Genomic DNA, 21,152 nt, shown 5'->3' with positions numbered 1-21,152 from the left:
GTTCACGGGCCTGGAACTGCTGCCAGTACTTGTCCATGTCCGCTGGCTGGCGCCCGCGCAGCAACACGTTCTTCCATTCCTGTACCTGTATCTTGAATTGCAGGTTGGCTTCGTCGATCAATTGCGAGGCCCGCAGCGGCCCGTCGACCAGCTCGGCATAACCGCGCACGCTGGACGACAGGAACTGGAAACACACCAGGGCGATCAGCAACATCGCCGCCAGGCTGCCGCCGAGCAGCGAGAGAATTTGCACTCTGAGGGATTTACGCAACATCTAGGGTCTCGGAACCAGAGAGAGAGGGCTGGGGCCGCTGTGCAGCCCCATTACTGGCAGGCCAAAAAAAAGCTGCCATCAAGCAATGGCAGCCAGGTCGAGCACTTACGCAACAGTTGAGGCAGATACTCTCAGGCAATTGCTACAAAAATGTTACAAAACCGCGACACCCTACCCTGTGGTGAACTGCAAGGCCGCCAACCGCGCATACAGCGGGCTTTCCTCGATCAACTGACGGTGTGTGCCCACCGCCACCAGCCGCCCCTTGTCGATGACCGCGATACGTTCGGCATGCTGCACCGTGGCCAGGCGATGGGCGATCACCAGCGTGGTACGCCCGGCCATCAGGCTGGGCAACGCCTGCTGGATCAGGTGTTCGCTCTGCGCGTCGAGGGCGCTGGTGGCTTCATCCAGCAACAGGATCGGCGCATCCACCAGCAACGCCCGGGCAATCGCCAGGCGCTGCCGCTGCCCACCGGAAAGCCCGATGCCGCCCTCGCCCAAAGGCGTCTGGTAGCCTTGCGGCAGCTGCCGGATGAATTCATCGGCATAGGCACCGCGGGCGGCTGCCTCGACTTCTGCCAGGCTCGCCTCGGGCCGGCCATAACGGATGTTGGCCTCCACCGTGCCACGAAACAGCGAGGGGTTTTGCGCCACCAGGGCGAACTGGCGGCGCAGCTGGTCAGGGTCGAGCGCGGTAATCGACTGACCATCGAGCAGGATGCGCCCTTGCTGTGGGTCGTAAAAACGCAGCAACAAATCGAACAAGGTCGACTTGCCTGCACCCGAGGGGCCAACCAGGGCAACGGTCTGTCCAGGTTCGATGGCCAGGCTCAGGCCATCGACAGCCGCCACCGTAGGCCGTGACGGGTAGGCAAACACCACCTGCTGCAATTCGATGTGCCCTTTGGCCCGCTGTCTTGGTAGCGCCTGCGCCAGCTCGGGCGGCAGGATTGCACTGCGCGCAGCCAACAGTTCGGCAATACGCTCAGCGGCGCCAGCGGCACGCTGCAGCTCGCCGATCACCTCGCTGAGGGTACCGAAGGCGCTACCGACGATCAGGCTGTAGAACACGAATGCAGCCAGCTCGCCTGCAGAAATACGCCCAGCGATCACATCCATGCCGCCGACCCACAACATCACCCCCACCGCCCCCAACACCAGCACGATCACCAGGGTGATCAGCCAGGCACGCTGGGCAATCCGCTTGCGGGCCACGCTGAACGCTGCTTCGACCGTGCCCGCGAACAGTTCGCGGTCGTGCGCCTGGTGGTTGTAGGCCTGCACCGTCTTGATCTGCCCCAGCGTTTCGGCCACGTAGCTGCCCACATCGGCCACCCGGTCCTGGCTCTGCCGCGACAGGCTGCGCACCCGACGACCGAACAGCAGGATAGGTGCCAACACCAACGGCAGGGCCACCACCACGATACTGGTGAGCTTGGGGTTGGTGATGAACAGCAACACCACGCCGCCGATGACCATCAACGCGTTACGCAAGAACATCGACAACGATGAGCCGATGACCGACTGCAGCAAGGTGGTGTCCGCCGTCAGCCGCGACTGGATCTCGGAGCTGCGGTTGTCTTCGAAAAAGCCGGGGTGCAGGCCGATCAGGTGATCGAAAACGGCGCGACGGATATCGGCCACACACCGCTCGCCAATCCACGAGACCAGGTAAAAGCGGCTGAAAGTGCCCACCGCCAGGGCCAGCACCAGCAGCAGGAACAACCCGATGGTCTGGTTGAGCTGGTGCGCGGAGCGGGTCATGAAGCCCTGGTCCACCAACAGGCGGATGCCCTGCCCCATCGACAGGGTGATGGCGGCAGTGACCACCAGGGCCAGCAAGGCCAGCAGCACTTGCCGGCGATAGGGGCGGACGAACTGCCAGGCCAGGCGCAAGGCGCGGCGCTGACGTGGGGAAACCGATTCGGGCATGGCGACGACCATAATGCGGGGGAAACCGCAGACTACCACTCATCCAGGCTGTGGGAATGCCCGCAGGTTGCTATAGCCCATCGGTATAACCAGTCGCTGGAGCTTTCACCTGGTTTCTGTTGGACTGTTGCTGCCGTGACACAGAAGCTGTCACAGGCCAGTCACGGCGCAGGGCTAACTTGAGCTTGAACCTGATGAGGAGACAGTGCATGAGCTTGCAGCATGGCAGTGACAACCAGAAGCCCCGGACCACCCCGCAACCGCAGGTGTGCGGTTCGATCATCGACGCCCAGGGGCGCGAAGTGCCGATCACCGAGCAAATGATCCAGCAGGCCTGCAAGGCCCTGGAAGAAAGCCGGGCCGAGCGCGTACGCAAAGGTTGACCGACGAATTATTTGCAACCCGGCGCTCGCGCCGGGTTTTTATTGGCCTGAATCAGGCCAGCACCCCACCCAAGGCACTGACCAGCTGCGCCAACTGTGGCGACTCACCCCGCAAGCGCACCGCCAGCCCTTCGATCTCGCGACGTGGCGGGTACTGCTTGCGCAACTGGTCGAACGCCGCCCGCTGCAGCTGCGGGTCGTCGCTCAGGCTGCGGCGGAAGTCCGCATCGTCGCGGCGCGGGTCGTACACGGCGCGGCACAGGGTCGCCAAGGCCCAGGCCGGGTCGGTGCCGGCATCCAGTTCGATTTGTGCCAGTGGCGGCCGGGGCAGCAAGTCTGCCAGTTGCACCTGCTCGTCCACGCCGAGGAAGCGGCACAACGCCTGGTAGATCTGCGCCGTGCCACGCTGGCGGCCATCAAGGCTGTAGCCGGCAATGTGCGGCGAAGCCAGCGTGCACAGGTCGGCCAGTTGCAGGTCGACCTGCGGCTCGCCCTCCCACACATCCAGCACCGCATGCACGTCTTCACGGTCCAGCAGCAGCTCGCGCAAGGCAGCGTTGTCCACCACCGGGCCACGACTGGCGTTGATCAGCCAGGCCCCTGGGCGCAACTGCGCCAACTGCGCCTGGCCCAGCAAGTGCCAGGTCGGGTGCTCGCCGGCACGCTGCAACGGGGTATGCAGGCTGATCACATCGCACTGCTGCAAGATCGTCTCGAGGCTGACGTAGTCGCCACCCTCGACGGCCTGGCGCGGCGGGTCGCACACCAGTACTTTCCAGCCCAGGCCGTGAAGCACCCGCACCAGGCGGCCGCCCACCTCACCCGCACCCACCACGCCATACACGCGTTCGGGCAGTGCCACGCCATCGAGCTCGGCCAGGGTCAGTACGCTGCCCAGCACGTAGTCGACCACGCCGCGTGCATTGCAGCCCGGCGCACTGCTCCAGCGGATGCCGGCTTCGGCAAAGTAGTCCAGGTCCAGGTGATCGGTACCGATGGTGCAAGTGCCGACAAAGCGTACGCGGCTGCCTTCGAGCAGCTGGCGGTCGACTTTGGTCACCGAGCGCACCAGCAGGATATCGGCGTCCTTGACGCTGGCGGCATCGAGGCTTCGGCCCGGGTAGCGGCGAATTTCACCGAAACCCTGGAAGAAGGCATCGAGCAGCGGGATGTTCTCGTCGGCAACTATCAGCATGGCGCTCTCCTGTCTGGGGAACGCAGTGTAGGCGCAACGCGGGGCGTGTTCCAGAGCGCTTCAGTCGGCTTTTTTACGGATCCAGTACAGGAAGGTGCCGGCGTCCTCTTGCTGCTGCAGCAATTCGTGGCCGAGGAAGTTGCAGAACTTGGGAATGTCACGGCGGGTCGACGGATCGGTGGCGATGACCTTCAGCAGGCCGCCAGCCGCCAGGTTGCGCACGTGCTGGTGCAGCATCATTACCGGTTCCGGGCAATTCAGGCCGGTGGCGTCGAGGATGGCATCGGGGGTGTAATCGGTCATGGGGGGCTCCGCAAATGATCGTTATTGTCGCGCATAGGCTCGCTTCAACCAAGGGGCTGGCTTGCAGCCCCCGAAATCAGCGCGGCTTCAGGTCCAGTCTGCGCAGATGGCAGGTCACTTCCTCACGGTCGTGATACAGCTGCTTGCAGGCAATCGATACCCTGATCTTGCGCGCCTTGAACGTCGCCTCCATGCGGTCGAGCAACCGGCGTACTTCGGCATAGCGTTGCTTCATCGGCAATTTAAGGTTGACCACTGCCTCGCGGCACAACCCCTCACCCAGCCAGGTTTCGATCAGCGAAGTGGTGCGCGCCGGCTTCTCGACGATGTCGCACACCATCCAGTCCACCGGCTGCTTCGGCTGCCAGGTGAAACCGTCGGCCATCAGGTGCTGCACCAGGCCGGTGTCCATCAGGCTTTCGGCCATCGGCCCGTTGTCGATGGCCGTCACCAGCATGCCACGACGTACCAGCTGGTAGGTCCAGCCACCCGGCGAGGCGCCCAGGTCGACACCGGTCATGTCATCGCCCAGGCGCTGCTCCCACTGCTCACGCGGGATGAACTGGTGCCAGGCCTCTTCCAGTTTGAGGGTCGAACGGCTGGGTGCCTCGCGGGGGAATTTCAGGCGCGGGATGCCCATGGGCCACAACGCGCTGTTGTTGGCCGGGGCCAAGCCGACAAACACCCGCCGGCCGCTGATGAAGGTCAGCAGCAACCGTGGGCGGCTGGCGTCGTCGACCAGGCGGCCGGCCTTTTCCAGGGCCTTGCGCAACGGCACTTCGAACTTGCGACAGAAGGTGGACAATTCCTTGCCTTCGTTGCTGTCCAGCACTTCCAGCCACAGGCTGCCGAACACCGGGAAGTCGGCCAACTGCGCCAGCAGCACACTGATACGGTCACTTTCCGGTAACTCGACAAAACCGCCACGGGCCCACTGCCGAGGGAAAATCAGCTCGTTGAAGCGCAGCGCCCCCATCAATCGCTCGGCACCGCCGTCTTCACTGCAGACAAACTCGGCGCTGGCACTTTGTGGCTTACCTTTGGCATAGCCGGCAATGCCCAGGCGGGCGGCATGTTCGCTGATCTCGGCGCAAACCTCACCCTCGAAACCGGGCCGGCAATGCATGAACAGGGTATTCATCTCTCACTCCACTACGGCTGGCGCGCAACAGGCGCCGGCAGGGCGGCGATGATAAAGGAAGATCGGAACCTGCGACACGCTCCGCCGGTCCAGAAAAGGGTCAGCGGCCGCAAAGCGGTCTAACCTGACCTTTCAGCCAGGTCCGTACCGTGCGGACCGCAACAGAGCGGTGACACCGGCAGACCTTGAGTAATTGCCGGGCACCGGCGCAGAAGGAGTTGGCAATGCCCTCGCTCGACAGCCTGAACACCCTCAAGACCCTCCAGGTCGGCAACCAGACCTATCACTATTTCAGCCTTACCGAGGCCGCCCGCCAGCTGGGTGACCTGCAACGCCTGCCCATGTCGCTGAAGGTGCTGCTGGAAAACCTGCTGCGCTGGGAGGACGGCCATACCGTCACCGGCGACGACTTGCGCGCCCTTGCCCAGTGGCTAAGCGAGCGGCGCTCTGACCGCGAGATCCAGTATCGCCCGGCGCGGGTGCTGATGCAGGACTTCACCGGCGTGCCGGCCGTGGTCGACCTGGCCGCCATGCGCGCAGCCATGGCCAAGGCCGGCGGCGACCCGCAGCGGATCAACCCGCTGTCACCGGTGGACCTGGTGATCGACCACTCGGTAATGGTCGACCATTACGGCACGCCGCAGGCCTTCGGCGAGAACGTGGATATCGAAATGCAGCGCAATGGCGAGCGTTATGCCTTCCTGCGCTGGGGCCAGAGCGCCTTCGACAACTTCCGCGTAGTGCCGCCGGGCACCGGCATCTGCCACCAGGTCAACCTGGAGTACCTGGGCCGCACGGTGTGGACCCGTGAAGCCGATGGCCGCACCTACGCCTTCCCCGACACCCTGGTGGGTACCGACTCGCACACCACCATGATCAATGGATTAGGTGTGCTCGGCTGGGGTGTAGGCGGCATCGAGGCAGAGGCGGCCATGCTCGGCCAACCCGTGTCGATGTTGATCCCCGAAGTGATCGGTTTCAAGCTGACCGGCAAGCTGCGCGAAGGCATCACCGCCACCGACCTGGTACTGACGGTTACGCAAATGCTGCGCAAGAAAGGCGTGGTGGGGAAGTTCGTCGAGTTTTACGGCGATGGCCTGGCCGAGCTGCCATTGGCCGACCGGGCGACCATTGCCAACATGGCGCCGGAATACGGCGCCACCTGCGGTTTCTTCCCGGTCGATCAGGTGACCCTGGACTACCTGCGCCTGTCGGGCCGCCCCGAAGCGACCGTGCAACTGGTCGAGCATTACTGCAAAGCCCAAGGCCTGTGGCGCCTGCCTGGCCAGGAGCCGCTGTTCAGCGACAGCCTGGCGCTGGACATGCACGAGGTCGAAGCCAGCCTGGCCGGGCCTAAACGGCCACAGGACCGGGTAGCGCTGGGCCAGGTCAGCCAGGCTTTTGACCACTTCATCGAGCTGCAACCCAAACCACTGGCCAAGGACATCGGCCGTCTGGAGAGCGAAGGTGGCGGCGGCGTAGCGGTGGGCAACGCCGACCAGGCGGGCGAGATCGACTACAACCATGCAGGCCAGACTCACACCCTGCGCGATGGTGCCGTGGTGATTGCAGCGATCACCTCGTGCACCAACACCTCCAACCCCAGCGTGATGATGGCGGCCGGGCTGGTGGCGAAAAAGGCGCTGGAAAAGGGCCTGCAACGCAAACCCTGGGTCAAGAGCTCGCTGGCACCGGGCTCCAAGGTGGTCACCGACTACTTCAAGGCCGCCGGGCTCACCCCCTACCTCGACCAGTTGGGCTTCGACCTGGTCGGCTATGGCTGCACCACCTGCATCGGCAATTCCGGCCCGCTGGATGAAGCGATCGAGAAAGCCATTGGCAGCGCCGACCTCACCGTGGCATCGGTGCTGTCTGGCAACCGCAACTTCGAAGGCCGTGTGCACCCACTGGTCAAGACCAACTGGCTGGCCTCGCCGCCGCTGGTGGTGGCCTACGCCCTGGCGGGCAGCGTACGGCTGGACCTGACGCGTGACCCGTTGGGTACCGGCAAGGACGGCCAGCCGGTTTACCTGCGCGACATCTGGCCCAGCCAGCAGGAAATTGCCGAAGCCGTCGCCAAGGTCGACACGGCGATGTTCCACAAGGAATATGCCGAAGTGTTCGCCGGCGATGCACAATGGCAGGCCATCGAGGTGCCGCAGGCCGCCACCTACGTGTGGCAGCCCGACTCTACCTACATCCAGCACCCGCCGTTCTTCGACGGCATCAGCGGCCCGCCGCCACAGATCGTCGACATCCAGGGTGCGCGTGTGCTGGCGCTGCTGGGCGACTCGGTGACCACCGACCACATCTCACCGGCTGGCAACATCAAGGCCGACAGCCCCGCCGGGCGCTACCTGCGTGAGCAGGGGGTGGAGCCACGCGACTTCAACTCCTACGGTTCGCGGCGTGGCAACCATGAAGTGATGATGCGCGGCACCTTCGCCAACATCCGCATTCGCAACGAAATGCTGGCGGGTGAAGAAGGCGGCAACACCTTGCATGTGCCCAGCGGCGAGAAGTTGTCGATCTACGACGCGGCCATGCGCTACCAGCAGGAAGGCACCCCGCTGGTGGTGATTGCCGGCCAGGAATACGGCACCGGCTCAAGCCGCGACTGGGCAGCCAAGGGCACCAACCTGCTGGGGGTCAAGGCTGTACTGGCGGAAAGCTTCGAGCGTATTCACCGCTCAAACCTGGTGGGCATGGGCGTGCTGCCGCTGCAGTTCAAGGCCGGTAACGACCGCAAGCAACTGGGGCTGACCGGCAAGGAGCGAATCGATGTGCTGGGCTTGAATGGCGCGCAGATCCGCCCGGGCATGAGCCTGCCCTTGCGCATCATCCGCGAGGATGGGCAGCAGACGCAGATCGAGGTGCTGTGCCGTATCGATACCCTGAATGAGGTGGAGTATTTCAAGGCTGGGGGGATTTTGCATTATGTGTTGCGACAGCTGATTGCCGGCTAAGTCAGCAAAGCCTGGGGCCACCGCACAACGGCCCCAGGCTGGGTTGGCATGCCTGGTATCTTTCACATTAAATAATCATTCAATAAAACCAGTCCCTTGCCGATACCTGTCGAAAGCCTTGCGGACTATCAACCCATGCGTAACAACCAGCCGATTACCCAGAGAGAACGGACTTTCCCTGCCCAGCAGCGGTTGATCTCCACCACCAATGCCAAGGGTGTGATCACCTACTGCAACGATGCCTTCATCGAAATCAGTGGGTTCACCCGCGAAGAGCTGACCGGTGCGCCGCACAACCTGGTGCGTCACCCCGACGTGCCGCCTGCCGTGTTCGCCCATATGTGGCAAACGCTCAAGCAGGGCCAACCCTGGATGGGCATTGTCAAAAACCGCTGCAAGTCTGGCGACCACTACTGGGTCAACGCCTATGTCACGCCGATCTACGACAACAACCAGGTCGTGGGCTTCGAGTCCGTGCGGGTCAAGCCCACCGCCGAGCAGATCCGTCGCGCCGAGGCGCTGTACCAGCGCATCAACCAGGGCAAGCCGCCAGTACCGCGCCGCGACAAGTGGCTGCCGGTGTTGCAGGACTGGCTGCCGTTCATCCTGATCAGCCAGGTAGGCTTCCTGATCGGCAACTGGCTTGGCCACTCCTGGGGCTTCGCACTGGCCGCCGGGCTTTCCGTACCGTTGGGCCTGCTTGGCCTGGGCTGGCAGCAGCGCGGCCTGAAGCGCTTGCTGCGCCTGGCCGAACAGACCACCTCCGACCCGCTGATCGCACAGATGTTTACCGACAGCCGAGGCGTGCAGGCGCGCCTGGAAATGGCCATGCTCAGCCAGGACGCCCGCCTGAAAACCTGCCTGACCCGCCTGCAGGACAGTGCCGAACACCTCAGCGACCAGGCGCGCCAGTCCGACGCCCTGGCGCACAAGAGCTCCTCGGGGCTTGAGCGTCAGCGGGTAGAAACCGAGCAGGTCGCAGCTGCAGTCAACCAGATGGCCGCCACCACGCAGGAAGTGGCCAACCATGTGCAGCGCACCGCCGACGCCACCCAGGAAGCCAACCGTCTGACCAGCCAGGGGCGGCAGATTGCCGGGGAAACCCGCGATGCCATCGAGCGCCTGTCGGCAGCGGTGGGTGAAACGGGCCAGACGGTGACCCAGCTGGCCAAGGACAGCGACGAAATTGGCGGTGTGGTCGACGTGATCAAGGGCATCGCCGACCAGACCAACCTGCTGGCGCTTAACGCAGCGATCGAAGCGGCGCGCGCCGGGGAAATGGGCCGTGGTTTTGCCGTGGTGGCTGATGAAGTGCGCCAACTGGCTCAGCGCACTGCAGAGTCCACCGGTCAGATCCATGGCCTGATTGCCAAACTGCAACAAACTGCCAACAACGCCGTACTGACCATGGAAACCGGCCACCGCCAGGCACAGGAAGGCGTCGACCGGGTGATGCAGGCTGACGAGGCGCTGGTGGGGATCAGTGAAGCGGTCGCCAACATCACCGACATGGCGACCCAGATTGCTGCAGCGACCGAAGAGCAGACTGCAGTGGCCGACGAGATCAGCCGCAACATCAGCACCATTGCCGAACTGGCCGACCAGACCGCCGAACAGGCCTTGCACTCGGCACTGCTCAGCGAAGAGTTGACCAGCACGGCGGGGAGCCAGTACTCGCTGGTGGAGCGTTTCAACCGCTGACTCCCGCTGGCCTTACGCGGTCCTTGTAGGAGCGCCCTTGCCGGGGCGCTCCTACAGGGACCGAGTGCGTCCGACTTACCGCGCTACCAATCCAGCCGCAACCGGCTCTCGAAATACCGCTCTTCCCCGCTCAACGGGTCCTTGAAGCGCAGGCTCTGCGCCAGCAGTTTCAGGGGCCGCTGATAGTCATCTTCTTCGTTCAGCAACTGCGGATAGAACGGGTCGTTGCTGATCCCCGCCCCCAACGCCGCCATGTGCACGCGTAATTGGTGGGTCTTGCCGGTTACCGGCGACAACCCATAGCGCCACAGCTCACCCTTCTTCTCCAACACCTCGGCCAGGGTCTCGCTGTTGGCCTCCCCTTCTACCTCATGCATGCGGAAAAACGGCTCGCCATGCACCAGCCGGCTTTTGTGTACCAGCGGATACTCATGCTGCGGCATGGCTGCGGCAATGGCCTGGTAGCGCTTGTCGATACGCCGTTCGGGGAACAGGCGCTGGTAGGCACTGCGGCTGTGCGGATTGGCAGAAAACAGCACAAGCCCGGCGGTGTGACGGTCGATACGGTGCAGCGGCACCAGGTGCGGGTTATCCAGACGGCGGATCAGGCGGCGCAGCAAGGTCTGCTCGACGTATTCTCCGGTTGGCGTCACCGGCAGGAAATGCGGCTTGTCGGCCACCACCAGGTGCTCGTCCACATGCAGGACCGTTTCCTGCACCGGGATGGGTCGCTCGTTCGGCACTTCACGGAAATAGTGCAACCGCATACCGCGCTTGTAAGGCAATTCGGCAGAAACCGCCCGCCCCTCGGCATCCAGCACCCGGCCACGGGCAAAACGGTCGAGCCACTGGGCGCGATCGATAGCCTTGAAATGGTCACACAGGCAATCGAGCACCGTCGCCCAGTTACCGGGGGGCAGGCACACCGTGCTGGCTTGCTGGCGGGCGGGGTCGAAAGGCGTGGTCATGGCAGGGCTCGAAACGTTCACGGCCGCGCATTATCCCCCAAGCCCGCGCCCTCAACCAGCCTGGCCTATGGCCTCGCTGCGCTCCTTCAGCCAGCGCAGCACCTGCACCGGCTCCCAGCGGCCTGGGTCGTAGAGGGCATACAGCAACCCTTTGTAACCCACTACATCCAGCCCCCGGTGGTAACCGGCACGCTGGAACAGGGCCTCGATCTCGGCGAAACAGGTATTGAAGTGGACCTTACCGAACGGGGTATGGTCATCGGTGACCAGGCCTTCGAGGCGCAGTTCCAGCACGGCATCGGCCACCCGCTCCACGGGCATGCGGTTGACGCTGTACTTGAGTTGCTCGACGTTGAGCATGGGTTTACCTCGACACTGTATTTATATACAGCATACGAACATCCCCTTGCTGCCGTCAATGCGGTTCATTGCAGCCCCGGCAGATAGCCGCCGCCTTTGCGCAGGGTCAGCACCTGGCGCCGGGGCGTGTCGCACGTCACGGACAGGTGCACCCAGCGATCGAATTCGAGGATCAACTGGTCGAAAGCGATGGTGCTGTTACTGATTCTGCGCACGGTATCGCGCGGGCTGACTTCAATCACCGTGAAATCTGCCGCCAGGCCTTGAACGTGCTGGCTATTCCGGGAGCCGCCGATCAGCTGGTTGACCTTCTCGCTGCGGTAGCCGCTGCTGATGATGATGGGCGCATCGAACAGCGCGCGCACCTGCTCGAGCGCTCCACACAGAAACTGCAGGTTGGCACGGGCTTGAGGCGGTGGCGTGTTATCAAAGCCGTCCCTGGCGGCAAGCTGGGAAACGGTCATTTCATCAAGCGTGAAATGCGGGGTGATCAACATGGCGAGGCTCCCGGTGACTGAATGTAGGCACCGGATCATCAGCTCAACGTCATCACCTTGGAGCAGGGACGCAGCTCCCCTGGAGCCATCACTGCGCGAGGAACGCCACCACCTGCTCGGCATCGAACGGCCAGTGCAACTCACCGCCGTTGTCGCAGCGTCGCAGCACCGGAATGATCAGGCCATAACGCTCGAACAGGGCCTCGTTCTCGGCGATGTCGACCAGCTCAACCAACAGACCACGATCGACGAAGGGCATCAGCACGGCCTCGGCCACTTCGCACAGGTGGCAGCCGAGGGTGCCGAACAGCTGGCATTCAGGCAGCATGGGGTACATTCCGGTATGGCTGGGAAAAACCTATTCTAGGTCCGTCCCGCCATCCGTGCACCTGACCTGACTCAATCCTGGCTGGTGGCGCCAATGCGGTGCAGTGACAGGTCCGCGCCCTGGAACTCCTGCTCATGGCTCAAGCGCAGGCCATGCAACGCGCGGATTGCCCCGTACACGGCAAAGCCACCGGCCAAGGCCACAACCACACCCATCAGGCTGCCCAACAACTGGCTGGCCAGGCTGACACCGCCCATCCCACCCAGGGCTGTCTGACCGAATACGCCGCAAGCGATTCCCCCCCAGACGCCGCACAGCCCGTGCAACGGCCACACACCCAGCACGTCGTCGATCTTCCAGCGGTTTTGCGCTGCGGTGAAGGTCCAGACGAACAGTGCGCCCGCCACCAGGCCTGTGGCCAGCGCACCGATCGGGTGCATCAGGTCGGAACCGGCACAGATTGCCACCAGGCCGGCCAACGGTCCGTTGTGCAGGAAGCCCGGGTCGTTGCGCCCGGCCAGCAGGGCCGACAGGGTGCCGCCGACCATGGCCATCAATGAATTGATCGCCACCAGGCCGCTGACGCCCTGCAACGTCTGCGCGCTCATGACATTGAAGCCGAACCAGCCGATGATCAGGATCCACGAACCCAGCGCCAGGAAGGGAATGCTCGACGGCGCAAACGCTACCAGCCGGCCATCGCGGTAGCGCCCGCGGCGCGCGCCCAGCAACAGCACCGCCGCCAGCGCCAGCCAGCCGCCCATGGCATGCACCACCACCGACCCCGCAAAGTCATGGAACGGCGCGCCGAAGCGTGCCTGCAGCCAAGCCTGCACGCCAAGGTTGCCGTTCCACACCACACCTTCGAAAAACGGGTAGATGAACGCCACGATCAAGGCCGTGGCGCACAGCTGCGGCACAAAGCGCGCCCGCTCGGCAATGCCGCCGGAGATGATCGCCGGTATCGCCGCCGCGAACGTCAGCAGGAAGAAGCACTTGACCAGCGCATAGCCATGATCGGCAGCCAGCGTTGCCGCGGGCTGGAAGAAGTTGACGCCATAGGCGATCCAGTAGCCTATAAAGAAGTACACCAGCGCCGAGATGGCAAAATCGCTGAGGATCTTCGACAAGGCGTTGACCTGGTTCTTGTGGCGCACCGTGCCCACTTCGAGGAACGCGAAGCCGGCATGCATGGCCAGCACCAGAATGGCGCCCATCAGAATGAACAGGGTATTGGAACCGTGGACCAGGGAGTCCATCGCGCTGTGCATGTTTTCCATGAAATAGGCAGACCTGCTGAAAAAGGCACCAGGACAGTTCAAGAACCTGCATCCCTGCACCGATTCGGTGCCAGCCCCCTGCCCTGTTTTGGCGAACCGGGCGGAGCCTGCGTGGTTTTTTCTTGGGTTTGTCGTGGATTGGGTTAAGGTTTAACGGTATTCGCTGCATGGGCGCCCTGAATCGGCGCAAGCCGTGACGGCGGTGCCCCGCAACGTGGCAAACACTTAGCAAGGCCCATACCAGCACTGGCACTTGAACCTTCCGCGCGTGCTATCACTCGAATTACCAACACTCAATCGACAGGGAGACACCCATGGCCAGCAAATCGCCAAAGACTGCACAAGAGATATTGATGGCTGACTTCCAGGCCTTGGTGCGTGACACCGAGAAACTACTGGCCGACACCGCCAACCTGGCCGGCGACCAGGCCGACGAATTGCGTGAACAGATTCACGACCGCCTGGCCCAGGCCCGCGAAACCCTGCAACTGACCCAGGACTCGGTGCGTGAACGCGGCCAGGCCGCGCTGGGCAGCGCCGAGCAGTATGTGCAGGAAAACCCGTGGCAGGCGATCGGCATCGCCGCCGGCGTCGGCCTGTTGATCGGCCTGCTGGCCAACCGGCGCTAAGGGGTTCCCATGGAGAATGACGCCAACGGCGCCAGCGCCTCGGGCAGGCGCCTGGGCGCCGCCGCGCTGGGCCTGCTGCACAGCCACATCGAACTGTTCGGCATCGAATTGCAGGAGCAAAAGGGACGCACCTTGAGCCTGCTGCTGTTCGCCGGCCTGGCGCTGGTATTTGCGCTGCTGCTGCTGACGGCGCTGTCTGGGCTTTTGCTGGTGCTGCTGTGGGACAGCTATCGCCTGGCCGGTATCATCGGCCTGTGCGTGTTCTATGGCATGGCCGCGCTGTACTGCGGGCTACGCCTGAAGGCGGCGGTGTTTGACGAATCATCGCCGTTCGGCGCCACCCTCGAAGAACTTGCCAAGGACCGGGAGCGCCTGTTGCCATGAGCCTGCCAGAACTGCCAAACACGCGTAATCCGCGCGAACTGCGCAAGGCACTGCTGCGCCTGCGCATGGAAATGCACCGCCAGGAAATCCGTCACGAGTCGGGGCAACTGATGGAACCGCTGCGCCGTGTGCGCGGCATGGGCAGCTCGCTGCACGATGGCCTGGGGATCAAACATGCGCCCTTGTGGGGGATTGGTGCCGTGGTGGCGCTGGGCTTCCTCACCGGCAAAGGCGTGCGCAGCGGCAACCTGGCGCGCCTGGTGCGCCTGGGGACCAGCCTGTTGCCACTGGTGCGCCTGTACCTGCAAGGCAACCGCCGCCCCTGAGCCTTGAATGACCCGCCCCATCCAGGGGCGGTTCCACCCTGCCCCTTGCGCAGATGAACACGACACGGGAAGCTAAAGCCTTCGATCCACAGGAGACCGCGCCTTGGACTGGCACACCCTGCTCACCCGCGAACGCCTGGGCAAAGCCCTCTATAGCGCCGATGAACTCGGGCGCAGCCCCTTCCACAAAGACCACGACCGCATCATCTTCTCCGGCGCTTTCCGTCGCCTTGGGCGCAAGACCCAGGTACACCCGGTTTCCAGCAACGACCATATCCACACGCGCCTGACCCATTCGTTGGAAGTCAGCTGTGTCGGTCGCTCGCTGGGCATGCGCGTCGGCGAAACCCTGCGCGACAGCCTGCCGGACTGGTGCGCCCCCAGTGACCTGGGAATGATCGTACAGTCGGCCTGCCTGGCCCACGACATAGGCAACCCGCCATTCGGCCACTCCGGCGAAGACGCCATTCGCCACTGGTTCCAGCAAGCCGCCGGGCGTGGCTGGCTGGACGACATGAACGACGACGAGCGGGCCGACTTTCTCAACTTCGAAGGCAATGCACAGGGCTTTCGTGTGCTTACCCAACTGGAGTACCACCAGTTCGACGGCGGCACCCGGCTGACGTATGCCACCCTCGGCACCTACCTCAAGTACCCTTGGAGCGCGCGCCACGCCGACGCCATGGGTTACAAGAAGCACAAGTTCGGCAGCTACCAGAGCGAACTGCACCTGCTCGAACAGATCGCCCGCAAACTGGGGTTGCCACAACTGGAAGACCAACGTTGGGCACGCCACCCGCTGGTGTACCTGATGGAGGCTGCCGACGACATCTGCTATGCACTGATCGACCTCGAAGACGGCCTGGAAATGGAGCTGCTGCAATACGCCGAAGTCGAGGCGTTGCTGCTCGACCTGGTCGGTGATGACCTGCCGGAAACCTACCGCCAGCTAGGCCCACGCGACTCGCGCCGGCGTAAGCTGGCCATTCTGCGTGGCAAGGCCATCGAGCACCTGACCAACGCTGCCGCCCACGCCTTCGTCGAGCAGCAACACGCCTTGCTGGCCGGGCAACTGGCGGGCGACCTGGTCGAACACATGCACGGCCCGGCCAAGCGCTGCGTGCTGCAGGCCAAGGACATGGCGCGCAACAAGATCTTCCAGGACAAGCGCAAGACCCTGCATGAAATCGGTGCCTACACCACCCTGGAGATTCTGCTGAACACCTTCTGCGGTGCAGCCCTTGAACAGCATGGTGGGCGCACGCCATCGTTCAAAAGCCGTCGGGTACTGGACCTGATCGGCAACAATGCCCCAGACCCGCATGCCTCGTTGCACAGTGCCTTCCTGCGCATGATCGACTTCATCGCTGGCATGACCGACAGCTACGCCAGCGAAATGGCCAGTGAAATGACCGGGCGCTCCAGCCCTACGTGAGTTGTGCTTTCGGTGCAGCCTGCCTCGGCTGCACCGCTGATTGCAGGAAACTTCCTACAAATGCTGACGGCAAATTAAACAACACGAATAAAAATCAATGAAAAGTTACCAAATGCGCTTTGACATCGAGTTGAACATGCCCATTCCGTAGCCGGTTTTGTTTTATCTTGTAAGCCATTTCCCATATAAGGCTAACAGCCCATCCTCGCATGCCCGGCGACTTCCAACTGCGATAAGGTGCCACCTGTCACCCTAAACGACCGCAGGGAAGTTGAACATGCACTCCATATTTATTGTTGACGACCATCCGGTCATTCGCCTGGCCGTCCGTATGCTGCTGGAAAACCAGAACTACAAGATTGCCGGCGAGTCGGACAACGGCGTGGATGCCATGCAGATGATCCGGGAGAGCAACCCCGACCTGGTCATCCTCGACATCAGCATCCCCAAGCTAGATGGCCTGGAGGTACTTGCCCGTTTTCAGTCGATGGCCCTGCCCTTGAAGGTTCTGGTATTGACTGCACAGTCCCCGGCATTGTTTGCCGTGCGCTGCATGCACTCAGGTGCTGCGGGTTACGTGTGCAAGCAAGAAGACCTGGGTGAACTGCTCAGTGCGATCAAGGCGGTCCTGGCTGGATATAACTATTTCCCCAGCCAGGCAATCAATAACAACCCGACTACCGGCACCGACTTGCAACTTTTCCGCCAGGTGAATGACCGCGAACTGATGGTACTGCAACTCTTCGCCCAAGGCCGCAGCAACAAGGAAATTGCCAAAGGCATGTTCCTCAGCAGCAAAACCGTCAGCACCTACAAAAAGCGCCTCATGCACAAGCTTCAGGTCAACACGCTGGTGGATCTGATCGAGATGGCCAAGCGCAACGCGCTTGTCTGAAGGTGGTCATGGCCCGCACTATCGCCCGCCTGCTGCTCGCCCTGCTGCTATCAAGCGGCGCGACACAGGCTACCACTCGCGAAGCGTCGTCCTACACGTTGCTGGCAAGGTCATCGGCCGGTCCGGCCCAGCTCCTGTTCACGCCCGAACAACGGTTATGGCTCGAAGGCCGTCAGGAACTGGTACTGGGAACGTCGGCGCCCGACTACCCACCGTTCGACATCACCAGTGGCGGCCGCGCCTACCAAGGCCTGACCGCCGAGTATGCAAGCCTGGTCGGCAAGGCCCTGCAGTTACCCGTGCGGGTGCTGCGTTTTCCCAGCCGGCAAGCGGCGGTGGAGGCGCTCAGGCAGGGCGATATCGATTTACTCGGCAGCGCCAATGGCTACGAAGCGGCCAACGACGGCCTGGTGCTGTCACAGCCCTATGCCATCGACCAACCGGTACTGGTAACGCGCGAAGATGAAAACCGGGCGATGGACACGGACCTGACCGACATGCGCCTGGGCATGCTCTACCACTACCTGCCCAAACAGGAAGTACACAGCGCCTACCCCAAGGCCGAGCTGCTGGCCTTCGGCTCTTCCAGCCAGGCACTGAATGCCGTGGCATTCGGCCAGGCCGACGTGTTCATCGGCGACACCATCTCCACGCACTACCAGCTCAATCGCGGCCACCTGCCACGCCTGCGCATGGCCAACTTCGGCCAGCACAAGGCCATCGGCTTCGGTTTTGCCTTGCGCCAGCAAGACACACTGCTGCTGGAGCTGGTGAACATTGTCCTCGACAGCCAGACGCCGGCCATGCGCACCAGCATTTTCAAGCGCTGGAGCGCTGGCAGCGACCAACTGCTGAGCGACCGCCAGCTGCAATTGAGCGAGGCCGAGCAACAGTGGCTGCAGCAGCATCCGGTGATGCGCGTGGCGATTGATGACACGGCTGCACCCCTCTCCTATTTCGATGATTCGGGGCATTTTCGCGGCATCACTGCCGACCTGCTGGAGCTCATCCGCCTGCGCACAGGCTTACGCTTCGAAGTACAACGTGCCAGTGGCATTGCCGACATGATTGCCCGCCTCAAGGATGGCCGGGCCGATGTCATCGCCGCATTGGCCAGCGCCAGGGCGGCGGGGGACGACCTGCTAATCAGCCGCCCCTACCTGGAAAGCGCCTACGTACTGGTCAGCCACAAGGACAACAAGGCACTGGGCTCGCTGGAACAACTGAAAGGGCATCGCATCGCCATTACCCGCTACAGCGCCATGGATGCCATGCTGTCCCGGTACTATCCGCAGATCGGCTGGGTCGAGACCGAAAGCGCGTTCTACTCCATGGCGTTGCTCAACAGTGGTGCCGTCGATGCAGTGATTACCACCCTGATCGATGCCAACCACGCCTTGGCCAGCAACCCGGAACTGGTGATCCGCTCGTCGGTGGGCAGCGAACCCGCCAACTTCGCCATGGCCACCATGGCCCCTTCACCGGCCCTGCTGTCGATCCTCGACAAGGCACTGCTCAGCATCTCACCGGAGGAGCTGGGGGTTATCAACAACCGCTGGCGCGGCTTTAGCCGACACGAAGACAGCAACGCCAAGGGTTACAGCCGTCTCGCACTGCAGGTCGTGCTGGGCACTGCCGTGCTTCTGCTGCTGGCCTTGCTCTGGAACGCTCGCCTGCGTCTGCAGATTCGTCAGCGCCACCGCGCCGAACGCGCCCTGAACGACCAACTGGCATTCATGCGCGCACTGCTCAACGGCACCCCCCACCCCATGTATGTGCGTGACCGCGAGGGCTGCCTGAAAAGCTGCAACTACAGCTACCTGGAAGCCGTGCAGGCCCGGTCCGATGAGGTCATTGGCAAGCAACTCGAAGACAGCCTTTTCGCCAATCCCGAGCAAACCCGTCAAATCCAGGCCGACTACCTGAAAGTCATGGCCGCCGGCTCGCCGTTGATCATGGACCGCCCCCTGCGGATCAAGGGACGCGAGCTGACCATTTATCACTGGATTCTGCCGTACCGCGACTCACTGGGAGAAATCCAGGGCATCATCGGCGGCTGGATCGATATCAGCGATCGCCGCCAACTGGTGCTGGAGCTGCGCCAGGCCAAACAACAGGCCGACGATGCCAACCGCGCCAAAAGCACCTTCCTGGCCACCATCAGCCACGAAATACGCACCCCGATGAATGCCGTGATCGGCATGCTCGAACTGGCGGTGAAGCGCGCCGACCAAGGTCGCCTGGACCGTGGCGCACTGGAGCTTGCCCACCATTCGGCCAAAGACCTGCTAGGCCTGATCGGCGATATCCTCGATATCGTGCGCATCGAGTCCGGGCACCTGACCCTGGCGCCGGAGGCCGTAGACCTGGCCGCATTGGTGGAGTCAGTGGGGCGCATCTTCGAGGGCCAGGCGCGGCAGAAAGGCCTGGCACTCGAGGTGATGATCACGCCGGCCGCGCGCTGCCATGCCTTGCTCGACCCCCTGCGCTTCAAACAGGTGCTGTCCAACCTGGTCAGCAACGCCATCAAGTTCACCGAGCATGGCCAGGTGCGTATCAGCGCCGACCTGCAGGACAACGGCACCAGCACGCCCGCCGTACTGCAACTGGAAGTGCGTGACAGTGGCATCGGCATCCACGCCGACGACCTGCAACGCCTGTTCACCCCGTTCGTCCAGGCCAACCCGCATAGCCAGGGTGCGCGCGCAGGTACCGGGTTGGGCCTGACCATCTGCCGCAACCTGTGCGAAATGATGGGTGGCGACCTGACCCTCAAAAGCCTCGAAGGGGTCGGCACCCAAGTCTGCCTGAAAATGCCGCTGCAACAGGTTGATGCGCAAGTGCAGCCGGCGCCCCTGATCGAAAAGCTCGATGTGCCCGACCCGCGGCTGAACGTGCTGGTGATCGACGACCATCCGGCCAACCTGCAACTGATGGCGCAGCAGCTTGCCTACCTGGGCCTGGAGCACGCCAGCGCCCGCGATGGCCGTGAAGGCCTGGCCACCTGGCGGGCGGGCAACTTCGATGTGCTGGTACTTGACTGCAACATGCCGCACATGAACGGCTACCAGCTGGCGACAGCCGTGCGCACCGAAGAGCGCCATGGCAACCGGCCACGCTGCACCATTCTTGGCTATACCGCCAACGCTCAGCCAGAAGTACGCCGCAAGTGCCTGAGCGCCGGCATGGACGACTGTTTGCTCAAGCCCATCAGCCTGAGCACCCTCAGCCAGCGCCTGGCCGGCATCAACCCGCGCCGGCAGCGCAAGCGCCGACGCCCCCTGTATCACCTGGATGGCCTGGCTGCAGTAGTCGGGCATGACCCCGCCGACCGCCGGCGTTTTCTGCAGACTCTGCAGCAGAGCCTGCAGGCCGATCTTTCCACCTTGATGGCGCTGCACCCAGAGCACGACGCCGATGCGATTGCCGAACAGGCCCACAAAGTGCTCAGCGCAGCGCGCATGCTCGAAGCGCCCGACCTGATGGCCGCCTGCGAAGCACTGGAGTCTGGTGGCTTGCCTACTGCCCAGTTGCGCCTGCGGCGTCAGGCACTGGCGCGGCACATGCGGCGAGTGGAGCTGGCCCTGGCCAAAGAATTACCCCCAAGCACCGATACGCAGGCAGCCAGCCGTGTTAACTGGTAGACTGCGCGGCGTTATTACCTAAGAGGATTGTTTCATGGCCACAAACCGCTCCCGTCGTCTGCGCAAGAAGCTGTGTGTCGACGAGTTTCAGGAATTGGGCTTCGAGCTGAACCTGGAATTCAAGGAAGATCTGGATGACCAGGCAATCGATGCTTTCCTCGATGCGTTCCTGGAAGAAGCCATGGACGCCAACGGCCTGGACTATGTAGGCGGTGACGATTTCGGCCTGGTGTGCTCGGTCAAGCGCGGTTCGGTCAGCGAAGAACAACGCGCCGCCGTAGAAGCCTGGCTCAAGGGCCGCAGCGAACTGACCAAAATCGAAGTCAGCCCACTGCTGGACGCCTGGTACCCGGAAAAGCCGATCAACAAGGCTGAGTGATACTTGCCTGTCTGATCGCTGAAAAGGCCACCCACATGGGTGGCCTTTTTTATTGTCGATGCTTTTTATCCGCCATGCTTTTCCGTCGAACGTGGCGCATCGTCGCTGCGCTTGGGGCATAATGCGTAC

General features: G+C 63.0%; 19 protein-coding genes. 10 read left to right on the top strand and 9 right to left on the bottom strand.

Going from position 1 to position 21,152, the window contains the following annotated elements; translation table 11 throughout:
* Positions 1 to 445: 445 nt before the first annotated feature.
* The gene (locus tag FHW75_RS24155) at positions 446 to 2,209 is read right to left on the bottom strand and encodes an ABC transporter transmembrane domain-containing protein (protein ID WP_161751646.1); all 1,764 of its coding nucleotides are present in this window, start codon (positions 2,207 to 2,209) and stop codon (positions 446 to 448) included.
* Positions 2,210 to 2,418: 209 nt separating this feature from the next.
* On the opposite strand from FHW75_RS24155, the gene FHW75_RS24150 reads away from it, so the two are divergent.
* Positions 2,419 to 2,592: a PA1571 family protein gene (locus tag FHW75_RS24150; protein ID WP_016714880.1), complete on the top strand. Its 174-nt coding sequence runs from the start codon at positions 2,419 to 2,421 to the stop codon at positions 2,590 to 2,592.
* A 52-nt stretch (positions 2,593 to 2,644) separates the two neighbouring features.
* On the opposite strand, the gene pdxB is transcribed toward FHW75_RS24150, so the two are convergent.
* The 3 genes from pdxB to rlmM all read right to left on the bottom strand — a co-directional run bounded on the left by pdxB (position 2,645) and on the right by rlmM (position 5,231).
* On the bottom strand, positions 2,645 to 3,787 hold the full coding sequence (gene pdxB / locus FHW75_RS24145) for a 4-phosphoerythronate dehydrogenase PdxB (RefSeq protein ID WP_089230445.1): 1,143 nt from the start codon (positions 3,785 to 3,787) through the stop codon (positions 2,645 to 2,647).
* 60 nt (positions 3,788 to 3,847) lie between these two features.
* The gene (gene tusA, locus FHW75_RS24140; RefSeq protein ID WP_183674822.1) at positions 3,848 to 4,090 is read right to left on the bottom strand and encodes a sulfurtransferase TusA; all 243 of its coding nucleotides are present in this window, start codon (positions 4,088 to 4,090) and stop codon (positions 3,848 to 3,850) included.
* 76 nt (positions 4,091 to 4,166) lie between these two features.
* Positions 4,167 to 5,231, bottom strand: coding sequence for a 23S rRNA (cytidine(2498)-2'-O)-methyltransferase RlmM (gene rlmM, locus FHW75_RS24135; RefSeq protein WP_019096188.1), 1,065 nt, complete (start codon positions 5,229 to 5,231; stop codon positions 4,167 to 4,169).
* Between the two features lie 224 nt (positions 5,232 to 5,455).
* On the opposite strand from rlmM, the gene acnA reads away from it, so the two are divergent.
* Both acnA and FHW75_RS24125 read left to right on the top strand, forming a co-directional pair.
* Positions 5,456 to 8,197, top strand: coding sequence for an aconitate hydratase AcnA (acnA, locus tag FHW75_RS24130; RefSeq protein WP_183674819.1), 2,742 nt, complete (start codon positions 5,456 to 5,458; stop codon positions 8,195 to 8,197).
* A gap of 135 nt (positions 8,198 to 8,332) precedes the next feature.
* On the top strand, positions 8,333 to 9,898 hold the full coding sequence (locus FHW75_RS24125; protein WP_019096186.1) for a PAS domain-containing methyl-accepting chemotaxis protein: 1,566 nt from the start codon (positions 8,333 to 8,335) through the stop codon (positions 9,896 to 9,898).
* 83 nt (positions 9,899 to 9,981) lie between these two features.
* Here the strand turns inward: FHW75_RS24125 and FHW75_RS24120 are convergent, their stop codons facing one another.
* The 5 genes from FHW75_RS24120 to FHW75_RS24100 all read right to left on the bottom strand — a co-directional run bounded on the left by FHW75_RS24120 (position 9,982) and on the right by FHW75_RS24100 (position 13,331).
* Entirely contained in the window at positions 9,982 to 10,866 is an 885-nt protein-coding gene (locus FHW75_RS24120; RefSeq protein ID WP_019096185.1) for a pseudouridine synthase, read from the bottom strand.
* Between the two features lie 51 nt (positions 10,867 to 10,917).
* The gene (locus FHW75_RS24115) at positions 10,918 to 11,226 is read right to left on the bottom strand and encodes a transcriptional regulator (protein ID WP_183674816.1); all 309 of its coding nucleotides are present in this window, start codon (positions 11,224 to 11,226) and stop codon (positions 10,918 to 10,920) included.
* Between the two features lie 65 nt (positions 11,227 to 11,291).
* Positions 11,292 to 11,723 carry a D-Ala-D-Ala carboxypeptidase family metallohydrolase gene (locus tag FHW75_RS24110; RefSeq protein WP_016714872.1) on the bottom strand — a complete coding sequence of 144 codons (432 nt, stop codon included), beginning with the start codon at positions 11,721 to 11,723 and terminating at the stop codon, positions 11,292 to 11,294.
* Between the two features lie 88 nt (positions 11,724 to 11,811).
* A complete protein-coding gene (locus FHW75_RS24105; RefSeq protein ID WP_016714871.1) occupies positions 11,812 to 12,051 on the bottom strand; it encodes a glutaredoxin family protein in 240 nt (79 codons plus the stop codon).
* Between the two features lie 71 nt (positions 12,052 to 12,122).
* Positions 12,123 to 13,331 carry an ammonium transporter gene (locus FHW75_RS24100; protein WP_016714870.1) on the bottom strand — a complete coding sequence of 403 codons (1,209 nt, stop codon included), beginning with the start codon at positions 13,329 to 13,331 and terminating at the stop codon, positions 12,123 to 12,125.
* Positions 13,332 to 13,645: 314 nt separating this feature from the next.
* Here FHW75_RS24100 and FHW75_RS24095 point away from each other — a divergent pair, with 314 nt between their 5' ends.
* From FHW75_RS24095 to FHW75_RS24065, 7 genes are all read left to right on the top strand, one after another.
* Positions 13,646 to 13,960, top strand: a complete 315-nt coding sequence (locus FHW75_RS24095) for a YqjD family protein (RefSeq protein ID WP_016714869.1) — start codon at positions 13,646 to 13,648, stop codon at positions 13,958 to 13,960.
* A gap of 9 nt (positions 13,961 to 13,969) precedes the next feature.
* Complete coding sequence (locus FHW75_RS24090) at positions 13,970 to 14,344, top strand: phage holin family protein (protein ID WP_016714868.1); 375 nt, start codon at positions 13,970 to 13,972, stop codon at positions 14,342 to 14,344.
* Positions 14,341 to 14,670, top strand: coding sequence for a hypothetical protein (locus FHW75_RS24085; protein ID WP_016714867.1), 330 nt, complete (start codon positions 14,341 to 14,343; stop codon positions 14,668 to 14,670). Before FHW75_RS24090 ends, FHW75_RS24085 begins: the two co-directional genes overlap by 4 nt.
* A 103-nt stretch (positions 14,671 to 14,773) precedes the next feature.
* On the top strand, positions 14,774 to 16,105 hold the full coding sequence (locus tag FHW75_RS24080; protein WP_019096178.1) for a deoxyguanosinetriphosphate triphosphohydrolase: 1,332 nt from the start codon (positions 14,774 to 14,776) through the stop codon (positions 16,103 to 16,105).
* A gap of 277 nt (positions 16,106 to 16,382) precedes the next feature.
* The gene (locus tag FHW75_RS24075) at positions 16,383 to 17,000 is read left to right on the top strand and encodes a response regulator transcription factor (protein WP_060498848.1); all 618 of its coding nucleotides are present in this window, start codon (positions 16,383 to 16,385) and stop codon (positions 16,998 to 17,000) included.
* 8 nt (positions 17,001 to 17,008) lie between these two features.
* On the top strand, positions 17,009 to 20,644 hold the full coding sequence (locus tag FHW75_RS24070; RefSeq protein WP_183674813.1) for an ATP-binding protein: 3,636 nt from the start codon (positions 17,009 to 17,011) through the stop codon (positions 20,642 to 20,644).
* A 34-nt stretch (positions 20,645 to 20,678) separates the two neighbouring features.
* A complete protein-coding gene (locus FHW75_RS24065; RefSeq protein WP_003248695.1) occupies positions 20,679 to 21,023 on the top strand; it encodes a YggL family protein in 345 nt (114 codons plus the stop codon).
* Positions 21,024 to 21,152 lie beyond the last annotated feature (129 nt).

Origin of the sequence: Pseudomonas sp. OG7 (assembly GCF_014192825.1) — a bacterium.
Lineage (GTDB): Bacteria > Pseudomonadota > Gammaproteobacteria > Pseudomonadales > Pseudomonadaceae > Aquipseudomonas > Aquipseudomonas monteilii.
The sequence above is the reverse complement of the archived record's forward strand: the minus strand, read 5'-3'. Positions and strand labels throughout refer to the sequence as shown.

Excerpts from the sequence above, each read along its gene's own strand:
- FHW75_RS24075 (WP_060498848.1), top strand. The coding sequence starts at position 16,383 with ATGCACTCCATATTTATTGTTGACGACCATCCGGTCATTCGCCTGGCC.
- FHW75_RS24095 (WP_016714869.1), top strand. The coding sequence starts at position 13,646 with ATGGCCAGCAAATCGCCAAAGACTGCACAAGAGATATTGATGGCTGAC.
- FHW75_RS24150 (WP_016714880.1), top strand. The coding sequence starts at position 2,419 with ATGAGCTTGCAGCATGGCAGTGACAACCAGAAGCCCCGGACCACCCCG.
- FHW75_RS24085 (WP_016714867.1), top strand. The coding sequence starts at position 14,341 with ATGAGCCTGCCAGAACTGCCAAACACGCGTAATCCGCGCGAACTGCGC.
- FHW75_RS24100 (WP_016714870.1), bottom strand. The coding sequence starts at position 13,331 with ATGGAAAACATGCACAGCGCGATGGACTCCCTGGTCCACGGTTCCAAT.
- FHW75_RS24110 (WP_016714872.1), bottom strand. The coding sequence starts at position 11,723 with ATGTTGATCACCCCGCATTTCACGCTTGATGAAATGACCGTTTCCCAG.
- FHW75_RS24090 (WP_016714868.1), top strand. The coding sequence starts at position 13,970 with ATGGAGAATGACGCCAACGGCGCCAGCGCCTCGGGCAGGCGCCTGGGC.
- pdxB (WP_089230445.1), bottom strand. The coding sequence starts at position 3,787 with ATGCTGATAGTTGCCGACGAGAACATCCCGCTGCTCGATGCCTTCTTC.
- FHW75_RS24105 (WP_016714871.1), bottom strand. The coding sequence starts at position 12,051 with ATGCTGCCTGAATGCCAGCTGTTCGGCACCCTCGGCTGCCACCTGTGC.
- FHW75_RS24115 (WP_183674816.1), bottom strand. The coding sequence starts at position 11,226 with ATGCTCAACGTCGAGCAACTCAAGTACAGCGTCAACCGCATGCCCGTG.
- FHW75_RS24155 (WP_161751646.1), bottom strand. The coding sequence starts at position 2,209 with ATGCCCGAATCGGTTTCCCCACGTCAGCGCCGCGCCTTGCGCCTGGCC.
- acnA (WP_183674819.1), top strand. The coding sequence starts at position 5,456 with ATGCCCTCGCTCGACAGCCTGAACACCCTCAAGACCCTCCAGGTCGGC.
- FHW75_RS24120 (WP_019096185.1), bottom strand. The coding sequence starts at position 10,866 with ATGACCACGCCTTTCGACCCCGCCCGCCAGCAAGCCAGCACGGTGTGC.
- FHW75_RS24125 (WP_019096186.1), top strand. The coding sequence starts at position 8,333 with ATGCGTAACAACCAGCCGATTACCCAGAGAGAACGGACTTTCCCTGCC.
- FHW75_RS24070 (WP_183674813.1), top strand. The coding sequence starts at position 17,009 with ATGGCCCGCACTATCGCCCGCCTGCTGCTCGCCCTGCTGCTATCAAGC.
- FHW75_RS24065 (WP_003248695.1), top strand. The coding sequence starts at position 20,679 with ATGGCCACAAACCGCTCCCGTCGTCTGCGCAAGAAGCTGTGTGTCGAC.
- rlmM (WP_019096188.1), bottom strand. The coding sequence starts at position 5,231 with ATGAATACCCTGTTCATGCATTGCCGGCCCGGTTTCGAGGGTGAGGTT.
- tusA (WP_183674822.1), bottom strand. The coding sequence starts at position 4,090 with ATGACCGATTACACCCCCGATGCCATCCTCGACGCCACCGGCCTGAAT.